6 protein-coding genes are annotated in these 12,343 nt (G+C 33.7%); 5 read left to right on the plus strand and 1 reads right to left on the minus strand.

The window, feature by feature from the left end; translation table 11 throughout:
• Positions 1–14 precede the first annotated feature (14 nt).
• The 4 genes from BUB89_RS10305 (at position 15) to BUB89_RS10320 (ending at position 8,570) form a co-directional block, all read left to right on the plus strand.
• Positions 15–1,823 (plus strand): PAS domain-containing sensor histidine kinase, encoded by a 1,809-nt coding sequence (locus BUB89_RS10305; protein ID WP_073244707.1) that lies wholly within the window; start codon positions 15–17, stop codon positions 1,821–1,823.
• On the plus strand, positions 1,813–2,214 hold the full coding sequence (locus BUB89_RS10310; protein ID WP_073244710.1) for a response regulator: 402 nt from the start codon (positions 1,813–1,815) through the stop codon (positions 2,212–2,214). Before BUB89_RS10305 ends, BUB89_RS10310 begins: the two co-directional genes overlap by 11 nt.
• A gap of 221 nt (positions 2,215–2,435) precedes the next feature.
• Positions 2,436–4,127: a T9SS type B sorting domain-containing protein gene (locus BUB89_RS10315; protein WP_234982622.1), complete on the plus strand. Its 1,692-nt coding sequence runs from the start codon at positions 2,436–2,438 to the stop codon at positions 4,125–4,127.
• Positions 4,128–4,157: 30 nt separating this feature from the next.
• Positions 4,158–8,570, plus strand: coding sequence for a T9SS type B sorting domain-containing protein (locus tag BUB89_RS10320; protein ID WP_073244715.1), 4,413 nt, complete (start codon positions 4,158–4,160; stop codon positions 8,568–8,570).
• Positions 8,571–8,664: 94 nt separating this feature from the next.
• Here the strand turns inward: BUB89_RS10320 and typA are convergent, their stop codons facing one another.
• Positions 8,665–10,461 (minus strand): translational GTPase TypA, encoded by a 1,797-nt coding sequence (gene typA, locus BUB89_RS10325; RefSeq protein ID WP_073244718.1) that lies wholly within the window; start codon positions 10,459–10,461, stop codon positions 8,665–8,667.
• 166 nt (positions 10,462–10,627) lie between these two features.
• On the opposite strand from typA, the gene BUB89_RS10330 reads away from it, so the two are divergent.
• Positions 10,628–12,340: a PAS domain-containing sensor histidine kinase gene (locus BUB89_RS10330; RefSeq protein ID WP_073244720.1), complete on the plus strand. Its 1,713-nt coding sequence runs from the start codon at positions 10,628–10,630 to the stop codon at positions 12,338–12,340.
• Positions 12,341–12,343 lie beyond the last annotated feature (3 nt).

The following is a 12,343-nucleotide window of genomic DNA, read 5'->3' on the forward strand; positions in this document are numbered from 1 at the left end:
AGAACCATTTTATTATGAATAAACAGGAGATTTACAATCAAACAGAAAAAACTTTGAATATTGGTGTCTGGAATATTAATTTACAGGACAATACTGTTTCATGGGATGCGATAACCAAATCTTTTTTTGAAGTTTCGGATGAATTTGTCCCTGATTACAAAAATACTTTAGCTTTTTTCAATCGGAAAAATTTAATTGAGTTTAAAATACTCATTAAAAAAACCATTGAAAATAAAATTCCAATTCATGGAAAATTCCAGATAATTACTGCTAAAAATAACATCAAATACCTGGAATGTATATGTCAAGTAGATAGAACTAACAATCATTTTAATCGTGTTCAAGGTACCTTCAGGGATATTACTACTGAAGAAGAAAGAATTTCGGAATTAGAATCTGCAGCCGAAAAATATGCCTCCGTTTTTAGCAGTGCCAATGATGCTATTGTGATTATTGACACTGAAACAGGAAATATTACCGATTGTAACAGCCGTACTTATGAACTTACCGGCTATAAAGACACCGAAATAATTGGCGTTCATAATTCGTTATTTTTCCCGGAAGACAAAAGAGAAGAAATTCAATTTTATCTGAAAGAAAAAATCAAACAAAATACTTATTTCATTAAAGAAACGTACCTCAGAAATAAAAACGGTTCTAATATAGCCGTTCAGGCTGCCTCAGGAAAAAAGTTTGTCATTAATAACAGAACTTATCTGGTTTGTTTTTTTAGAAACATTACCAGAAAAAAAGAAATAGAAGAAAACCTGAACCTGTTGTCTCTTGTAGCTTCTGAAACTACTGATACCATTATTATTACCAATGCCGAAGGAAAAGCCATTTGGGCAAATCAGGCTTATATGAAACTTACCCAATCTACATTGGAAGAAATCATAGGTCATGAACCCAATTATCTTTCTATTAAACCCTATACTAATTTAGAAACTGTAAATAAAATTAGAGAGACAATAAAAAACAAAGAAGAAATTAAAGTTGTTTTTCAAAATTGTAATAAACTAAAAGAGAAATACTGGTTAGAGCTGAATATCACTCCGGTGTTTGACAGCCATGGCAATTGCAATAAATTTATAGCTATAGGAAGAGATGTTACAGCTGCCAAAGAAAAAGAAAGCGAACTCGAAAATATTCTGGAAGTCACCAGCCAGCAAAATAATAAACTCGTCAATTTTGCTCATATCGTTTCCCATAATATCCGCTCTCATACCAGTAATTTACTGATGGTATTAGAAGTAATCGAGAGTACGGATGATGTTCTTGAAAAAATAGCACTGATTGATATGTTCAAGGAAGCCACCGAAAAATTATCGGATACAATTGAAAACCTGAATGAGATGATTACCATTAAAAAAAATGTTCACATCATTAAAACGGTAATCAATGTAAAAACAGAACTGGAAAAACTTATAGAACCTTTCAAAAATAAAATTGCAATTTCACATACAATACCCAGTGATTTAACTTTAAATATTATTCCGGCCTATTTAGATAATATCATCCAAAATCTTTTAAGTAACGCCGTAAAATACCAATCTCCGGAACGGGAACCTCAATTAAAAATAAGTTATGAAAACAAAGATGGTTTTCACATTATCAATTTCAAAGACAATGGTTTAGGAATAGATCTTAAAAAAAACAAACAAAAATTATTTGGTATGTATAAAACTTTTCATGGTAATGAAGATGCTAAAGGAATTGATTTGTTTATTGTAAAAAACCAAATTGAAGTCATGAAAGGAAAAATTGAGGTCGAGAGCCAGAAAGGCATTGGTAGCACATTTAAATTATATTTCAATGAAAAATAAAACTACTTACCTTATAGACGACGACAAATTATCCATCAAGCTAATGAGTATGCTCATTTCAAAAAACAATTTTTGCGAAGAGATAATTTCGTTTCACAATCCACTTACAGCTTTAGAAGAGCTAAAAATAAATGCTTCGGATCCATCCCGCTTACCGGATGTTATTTTACTGGATTTAAATATGCCTTTGCTGGATGGCTGGCAATTTTTAGATGAATTTCAGTTAATCTCTTTTGCTAAAAAAATAATCGTTTTTATCGTATCTTCCTCTATAGATCCTTATGATTTAGAAAAAACGAAAGATTATCCCATAATTAAGAGTTACATCATAAAACCGCTGACATCTGAAAAGTTAAAAAAGACTTCTGTTTTAATTGAAAACGAGATTTAAGTTATTTTTTTATTTCCAGATACTATAAATTCCAATAACTAAAAAAGAGAGAATTATAGTAACTTTGTAAGACTATGAAAAGTCTGCTGCATATTTTACTATTTTTTCTATTACCTCCTGCTATTGCCTCGCTAAGAGCACAAGTTATTAGTGTAGACGACACAAAAAATGCAAGCGAACTCGTATCACTCCTAACCAATAATAGTTCTTGTTTACAAATAATGAACGAAAGTGTTACAGGAGATTCATTTACCTCAGGAAAAAACAGTTATGGTGTTTTTACAAATACAAATCCTAATTTTCCTTTTCAATCCGGAATTGTTTTAAGCACCTGGAGCAGCACGCAATCTGTAGGACCATTTGTTAGAAATTTAGGTGGCGGTAACAATGCATGGCTGGGCGATGCTGATTTAAATCAGTCCTTAAACATCAATTCTATTAATGCAACCGTTCTTGAATTTGACTTTATTCCGTTAACAAACTCAATAAGTTTCAATTATTTTTTTGCATCCAATGAATATCAGGATGATTTCCCCTGCAACTACTCAGACGGATTTGCTTTTTTAATTAAAGAAAAAGGAAGCACGGCAGCTTATCAAAATTTAGCGGTACTTCCCAATACTTCGACAGCAGTTTCATCACAAAACATTCATCCCGCTATTAGTTTTAATGACAATGGAGTACTCAAAACCTGTAATGCAATTAATGAAAATTATTTTGCCCAATACAACAACAGCACCAGCCCTATTAATTATGCCGGACAAACCAGGATTTTAAATGCACAAACCACTGTAACGCCCGGAACCACTTATCATATAAAACTAGTTATAGGTGATGATGCTGTGAATTATTATGATTCTGCGATTTTTATTGAAGCCGCCAGTTTTAATTCGGCAATAGATTTAGGAACTGATAAATTATTAGCTACAAACAATGCGGTTTGCTTTGGCGAAAATTATATTATTGACACCCAACTCTCTGCCAGCTATACCTATAAATGGTATAAAAACAATGTTTTATTACCTTTAGAAACACAACCTTCTTATACGGTAACAAATCCGGGGACTTATAAAGTCGAAGTAACACTGAACCCATCCACTTGCAGTGTTTCAAACGAAATTAAGATAGAATACACCCCGCAAATTATTTTAAACAACGCTAGCTTAACTCAATGTGATGGGGATGAAGACGGAAAATCCTTGTTTGATTTAACACAGGCTGATACTGAAATACAAAACGGCAATTCCGGTTTGAGTACGCTGATTTATTATGAAAATTTAGGTGATGCTCAGGCAAATATTAATCCCATTTTAAACAGTACGGAATATATTAATCAATCTAATCCGCAAACGCTCATTGCTAAAACCATAAACAGTTACAATTGTATTAATTATGCTCAATTAACGCTGGAGCTTTCTAATGCTGTTATTCCGGACAGAGTAGCAACAATAACAGCTGTAACAACAAATGATTTTGCAGGAAATGAAAACGCTGTAGCAATTGAATACACAGGTATCAGCGAGTATGAATTTTCTATAGACGGAATTTATTATCAGGATAATCCTCAATTTTTAAATATTCCTGCCGGAAATTATTTTGCTTATGCCCGTGAAAAAAATGGCTGCGGGATATCAAATCCGTTTTCTTTTACTATATTAGATTATCCGCGTTATTTCACACCTAATGGTGATGGCTATAACGATACATGGACAATTAAAAACTTAGATTTATTAGCCCCAGCTACAATAACTATTTTTGATCGTTTTGGCAAATTATTAAAACAATTTAATTCCTCAAATTTAAATTGGAACGGAACGCTTAATGGTCATTTACTACCTGCAGATGATTACTGGTTCAATCTTATTTTTGAAGATGGTAAGAATATAAAAGGCCATTTTTCATTGAAAAGATAAATAATCGTTAAGATTTTATACATTTATCAAATGAGAAAGTTAATTGTTGTGATTTTGCTATTAATAGGCATAGACTGTTGGGCACAGTTTAGTAAAACGCATTATATTCCGCCATTAACAAGCCAGTCTCAAAATATAGAGGCTGAGGATCACTATTTATACATTTCAACACCCAGCACTAAAAATGTTGCGCTGAAAATTATTAGTATTGGCGGACAAATTACTAACGCTACCGTAAGCAACACAAATCCTTTTGTTTATCAAATAGGAATAGGAGATAATACACAACTATTAACTCCCAAAACAGCAATTGGTAAATTAAATAATAAAGGATATATAATTGAAGCCGATGATTTAGTATATGTTAGCGTGAGAGTCAACGCTTCATTCAATAATAACGGAGGCTACAATCATGCCGGAGGATTAGTATCCAAAGGTAATAGCGCCTTGGGAACTACTTTTAGACTAGGAGCCATGCTTAATCCTTTGAGCGATCCTACCCTACTCAATTTTGCATCAATCCTTGCAACCGAAAACAATACAACAGTAACTATTTCTAATATTCCAATTGGAACCCAATTATTAGACGGCAGTCTTGTAAATGGTCCTATTGTTGTAAATTTAAATCAAAACCAAAGTTATGTAATTGCCTTAGAGAATATTTTAAATACACAAAGTAATCCTTCTAACAGTGCTAAGCTTATAGGTGCATTAGTCCAGTCCGATAAACCGATAGCTGTCAATGCGGGCTCTTTTGGAGGAAGTAACAGTACTGAAATAAGAAATGGCAATCCTTCCGGAAGAGATATTGGTTTTGACCAGATTGTTCCTTTCGAAAAAACAGGAAAAGAATATATTTTTGTAAAAGGGGAAGGCGGAGACGAAATAGAACGTGTGTTATTGGTCGCTCACAATCCCCAAACCGAAATTTATCTCAACGGAAATGCTTCACCTAGCTACATTCTTCAGCCTGGAGAATATGCACCAATAGACGGTTTTCAATTTATTAATGACAACCTGTATGTAAGAACAACCGAAAATGTTTTTGCTTATCAGTCTATAGGAGGTTTACAACCTACACTTCCTCCATTCGATGATAATAACGTAAGAAACAATCCGAATGCCAACCAAAATATGTTTTTTGTTCCGCCGTTAAATTGTGCAACTCCTAATATTGTGGATAATATTCCGCAAATTCAGTTTATAGGAAATACATTTTATACCGGAAAATTAAATATTATAACCGAAAAAGGAGCTACAGTACTCATAAATAACGCAGCCATTAATTCGGCTCCCGTTGCTATTACCGGCAATGCTAATTATGAACGCTATACTATAAATGATCTTACAGGGAATATTAGTGTAAAATCTTCAAAACAAGTATATGTCTCTTATTTTGGTACAAATGATGCAGCTACTTATGGCGGTTACTATTCCGGATTTGATACAAAACCCGAAATTACTTCTGATAAAATCAATGTTGGGATATCATCCTGTATTCCTAATCTGGTATTGAAAGTAAACTCTATTTTAAATTATGATACTTTTCAATGGTATTTTAATAATGTCGAAATTCCTAATGCAAATCAAAGTTCGTATGCTCCTGCCCAACCCGGATTTTACTACGTAAAGGGAAGTATTTCCGGCTGCGGAACAACCATTGTGTCCGATATTATTCCGGTTAGCAACTGTCCCGGCGATATTGATAATGACACCGTAAATAACAATATAGATCTTGATAATGATAATGATGGCATTAGCAATTGTACCGAATCTTATGGGAATCAAAACATTAATATTTCGAATTTAAATTCTGGAAACATCGTTATTGGCAATTATTCCAATTCGTTTACGGGAAGCAGCAGTACTTCGGCAGTTTCGAGTCCCACACCTTTTTCCGGGAATTCCGATGGAAGTTTTGTTTCTCAAATCCCTGCCGGAAAAGGTAATTTTGCTAAATATACACTAACATTCAATAAACCTGTCAGTATCGGGATGGAATATGTAGCTGCTGCTAACCCTTCTGATTTATTAAATCTAAATGCACAATACACCATTTCTACTGATGTTAATAAAACTATTACCGTTCTCAACCCCAATAATCAACTGTTAATAGATACGAATTATGACGGAATTTATGAAAGTGGTGTGACCGAATATTCTTCTTTTGAAATTCGTTTTCAATTAAACGGAATTACTCCTTTAGCTGCCGGAACAGGAAATTTCCAGTTTCTCACCCACTTAATAAACACTATAAGTTTTACCCATACTAATTTATCCGATACAGCACTTAATAAAAGTACTTTAAAGTTTTTTGCTGTTTGTGTACCCAAAGATTCAGATGGTGATGGAACAGCAGACCAATTAGATACTGACAGCGATAATGATGGAATTACTGATGTAGCTGAAAGTCAGGAGAATGTTTTTGTTTTAAACACTACAGATGCGAATCAAAATGGGATATACGATGCATTTGAATCCAAAGTTATTGTAGATACTGACAATGATGGAATTCCTGATTATCTTGATTTAGATAGTGATAACGATGGAATTCTGGATGCAGTTGAAACAGGAAGCAATAATACAGATACGGATAATGACGGAATAAAAAACTACAGAGATTCTGATAGCGATAACGATTTATGTTATGATGTTACCGAAGCTGGTTTTACAGATTCAAATGGTAATGGACAGTTAGGAGGAATTAATCCGCTTACAGTAAGCACTAACGGACTGGTTACAAGTGAAACTGCATACACCACGCCGCATCCTAATTATATAACAGCGGCTCCCATTGTAATCACCACACAACCTAACGTAATTCCCGCCTGTATCAATCAAAATACTTCTATTACACTGACAGATAACGGCGGCATGAGCTATCAGTGGCAAGTTTCTACCGATGGAACAAATTGGAACAACTTAACAAACAGCGGTACTTATAATGGAGTGGCTACCAACAAACTGAATATTATTGCAGTGAGTCCAACCATGAATGGCTACAAATACCGTGTACAATTAACTAAAACAGGGAACTCATGCGGTTTAATTTCTAATGAAACACAATTAACCGTTTACAACCTACCTACTCTGAACAATGTTGTTATTAAACAATGTGATGATGATTCTGACGGAAGAACCGCTTTTAATTTAACGGTGAAAAATAATGAGATTTCAGCTAATTATACCAATGAAACTTTTACTTATTTTAGCAGTTCAGCAGCAGCAAATTCTAATAATTTAAGCCAGAAAATTGCAAACCCGCAAGCGTATGTTGCCAGTAACGGGACAACTGTATGGACGCGTGTTGAAAATGCCAACAGCTGTTTTTCGGTAGCACAAATTGATTTAGCGGTTTCTACAACACAAATTCCGGCTAACTTTAATCTTTTATTCGAAAATTGTGATGATTATATTGATGCCACTCAAGATGATTATGATGGAATTTCAGTATTTAATTTCAGCAGTGCAGAAAATAGTATTTTGTCGCTTCTTCCACCACCGGCTAGCTCCTACTCTATAAAATATTATGAAACGGAAGCCGATGCATTATCTGAAACAAATGAAATAAGCAATACAACAACGTATCGAAATACAATTTCTCCTGATGAACAACAAATATGGGTGAGAGTAGATAATGCTTCAGATAACAGTTGTTTTGGTATTGGTACCCATATTACGCTAAAAGTAAATCCAAAACCGGATATTGATATCAATGCAAATCATCAGGCTGATGTGTATGTATGCAATAACCTGCCTGATTTTTATGTAAATCTGGATGCCGGAATAGTAGATGGAAGTCCAACAACTAATTACAGTTATATCTGGTCTAAAGATAATCAGATATTAAACAGCGAGACAAATGCAACTTTACCAGTGAATACAGCCGGTGAGTATAGTGTAAAAGTCACTTCGGCTTCGGGCTGTAGCAGAACCAGAACGATAACTGTAACTGCTTCTGAAATGGCACAAATCAGCAATATTGAAGTTAGCGAGTTAAGCAATAATAATACTATTTTAGTTTTAACAGAAGGTATTGGCAACTATGAATACAGCTTAGACGACAGCAATGGATTTTATCAGGATGCTAATCTGTTTGAAAATGTTCCCGCAGGAATACACGACGTTTTTATAAGAGACAAAAATGGTTGCGGCATAGCGAATCAGTCTGTTGCTATTTTGGGGGCTCCAAGATATTTTACCCCAAACAATGACGGTTACAATGATTATTGGAATATTAAAGGAATCAATTCTGAATTAAATTCAAAAACAGTTATCCGTATTTTTGACCGTTACGGAAAATTTTTAAAAGATATTTATCCGCAAAGTCAGGGCTGGGATGGTACTTTTAACGAAAAACCATTACCCTCAGATGATTATTGGTACACCGCAAAACTGGAAAACGGCAAAGAAATTAAGGGGCATTTCAGTTTAAAAAGATAACTTTTAGAAATTCCAACTCTGTTAAAATTTGGAACAAAAAAATCCCAAATTCCTATTAGAATTTGGGATTTTACAATATTGAAATTGGATAAATTTAGATTTTAAATCTTTTTCTATCTGTTTCTGTCAAATAAATTTTTCTCAAACGAATTGATTTTGGAGTTACCTCTACATATTCATCTTTTTGAATGTATTCTAAAGCTTCCTCTAAAGAGAAAATGATTGGAGGAATAATTCTCGCTTTCTCATCATTTCCTGATGAACGTACGTTAGATTGTTTCTTTGCTTTCGTTACATTGATACACATATCATCGCTACGTGAATTTTCTCCAATAACCTGACCTTCGTAGATTTCAGCATTTGGTTCAACGAAGAATTTACCACGATCTTGTAATTTATCAATAGAGTAAGGAATTGCTTTTCCATTCTCCATAGAGATCAAAGATCCATTGTTACGTCCTGGAATAGCTCCTTTAAAAGGTTCATATCCAATAAAACGGTGCGACATAATCGCTTCACCTGCAGTTGCAGTTAAAAGTTGATTTCTCAATCCAATAATTCCACGAGATGGAATATTAAATTTAATAATCATACGATCATTTTTACCTTCCATAGAAAGCATTTCACCTTTACGGATAGTTACAAATTCAACAGCTCTACCAGAAAGATTCTCAGGCAAGTCAATTGTTAACTCCTCGATTGGCTCACATTTTACACCATCAACTTCTTTGATAATAACTTGTGGCTGACCAATTTGTAATTCGTACCCTTCTCTTCTCATTGTTTCAATAAGAACAGATAAATGCAATACTCCACGACCAAAAACCATGAATTTATCAGCAGAATCCGTTTCACCTAACTTCATCGCTAAGTTTTTCTCTAATTCTTTTGTCAAACGGTCTCTAATATGACGAGAAGTTACAAATTTACCTTCTTTACCAAAGAAAGGCGAATCGTTGATTGTAAACAACATACTCATTGTAGGTTCATCAATAGCGATAGAAGCTAAAGCTTCAGGATTTTCAAAATCAGCAATAGTATCACCAATTTCAAAACCTTCAACACCTACAATAGCACAAATATCTCCAGCAATTACTTCCTGTACTTTTTTACGTCCAAGACCTTCAAAAGTATGTAATTCTTTAATACGTGATTTTGTCACTGTACCATCTCTTTTTACTAATGAGATTGGCATTCCTTCTTTCAAAACACCTCTTTCAAGACGACCAATAGCGATACGACCTGTAAAAGCAGAAAAATCTAATGAAGTAATCAACATTTGTGGAGTTCCTTCAGAAACTTTAGGAGCTGGTACATTTGCAATTACCATATCCAATAAAGGCTCGATGTTCTCTGTTTGGTTTCTGAAATCATCAGACATCCAGTTGTTTTTAGCCGAACCGTAAACCGTTGGGAAATCCAATTGCTCTTCAGTTGCTCCTAACTCGAACATTAAGTCAAAAACTTTCTCATGAACTTCTTCCGGAGTACAGTTTTCTTTATCTACTTTATTGATAACAACACAAGGCTTCAAACCTAAGTCAATCGCTTTTTGCAAAACGAAACGGGTTTGTGGCATTGGTCCTTCAAAAGCATCCACTAGTAAACACACACCATCGGCCATGTTCAATACACGTTCTACTTCACCTCCAAAATCCGCGTGACCGGGAGTATCGATAATATTGATTTTTGTTCCTTTATATTGAACAGATACGTTCTTAGAAGTAATAGTAATACCTCTTTCACGCTCTAAATCGTTGTTATCAAGAATTAAATCACCTGTGTTTTCGTTGTCACGAAATAATTGACAGTGATACATAATTTTATCAACCAAAGTGGTTTTACCGTGATCGACGTGGGCAATAATTGCAATGTTTCTAATAGATTCCATCTGTGATTTTTAATGGCTGCAAAGGTACACTTTATTTTGATATAAAAAATATTTCTCAAATACTTTACAATTAATAAACGTTTAACACATATACTAATCATTCTGTAATAAAAATAAGTTAACGGAGATATTTTGCTATTAACAATTATTAATTATATTTGATTCGATGAAAAGTAAAACCAATCAAATAACAATAATATACGTACTTATTGCCGTTGTTTTGGCAACTTTTCTATATAAAGCAACTTCTTTATATTTTTCTGCTGAAAATTACCTTCTTTTCCATCTGATAAAAGATTTTATTTTAATCATTTTAACCGGATTAGCATTTCGATATATATTATCTAAAAATGAAAACAGGAACAAAACTATTTTTGAACGATTAGAAAACACAAATAGTGAAATTAAGGAATCCAATCAAAAATACGATATTGTAGCTAAAGCAACGAGTGATACTATCTGGGACTGGAAAATTCCGGAAGACAAACTCAACTGGAGTAAAGGAATCAAAGCCGTTTTTGGGTACGAAGAAGATCAGGTGGGAGACAATTCCAGTTGGTGGTTTGGGAATATCCATCCCGAAGACAGCATCAAAATGTCAATAAAACTGTATTCATTTATCGAACAAAAAACGGAAAAATGGCAGGATGAATACCGTTTTAAATGTGCTGACAATACCTATAAATATGTTTTAGACAGAGGTTTTCTTTTAAAAGACGAAAACGGTAAAGCCATCAGAATGATTGGAGCGCTTCAGGACGTAACCAAACAAAAAGAAGAAGAACTACGATTAAAACTACTCGAAACCGTAATCTTACAGACCAAAGAATCTATCGTTATTACCGAAGCAACTTTTAACAACAATCTTTTTCCTAAAATCATTTACGTAAACCCTGCTTTTACTAACATGACAGGTTATGAACCTGAAGAAGTAATAAATAATACTTTAGGATTACTAAGAGGTCCAAATACTCAAATCAGTGTTTTAAAGCGAATTGTCCAAATTATAAAAAACAAAGAAGAAGGTCTGCTTGAAATAAAATGCTACAAAAAAGACAAAACCGAATTCTGGTTGCGTTTTACAATAATACCTATTTACAGCTCCGAAAACGAATTATCACATTGGGTTTCCATACAAAGGGATGTTACTGAAGAAAAAAATCAGGAAAAAGAAAAAGAACAGCTTATCAAGGAGCTAACGCAAAACAATAAAGATTTAAAACAATTCTCCTACATCACCTCTCACAACTTAAGAGCTCCGATGTCTAACCTGACCGGACTGTTAAATCTTATTGAAGACATTAATATTGAAGACACGGAATTAAAAGAAATTATCCAGGGCTTTAATAAATCTACCCATCTGTTAAACGAAACCATCGATGATTTAACTAAAGTAATGATCATCAAAGACAATACTGTTATTGAAAAAGAAAACCTTTCATTAAGAGAGGTTTTTGAAAATGTTTTTAACCAATTAACAACCCAAATAGAAATACACAAACCTATTTTAAAACTTGATCTGGACAAAGTAAGCATTTTAAACACCAACAAAGCCTACCTGGAAAGCATTCTTTTAAATCTTCTGACCAATTCATTAAAATACAAATCCAACGACCGGATTTTAAAAATAACAATAACCGCCCACCAGACTGATAATAATACCGTACAACTTATCTTTAAAGACAACGGCATAGGAATTGACCTTGAAAAAAACAGAGACAAAATTTTTGGCCTCTATCAAAGGTTTCATGACTATCCTGACAGCAAAGGATTAGGTCTTTATTTAGTAAAATCACAAGTAGAAGCCATGAAAGGCACCATAAGTATCGAGAGTCAGGTAAACAAGGGAACTACAATTACATTAACATTTAAAAACTAAAAC

Origin of the sequence: Flavobacterium flevense, assembly GCF_900142775.1 — a bacterium.
GTDB classification, from domain to species: domain Bacteria; phylum Bacteroidota; class Bacteroidia; order Flavobacteriales; family Flavobacteriaceae; genus Flavobacterium; species Flavobacterium flevense.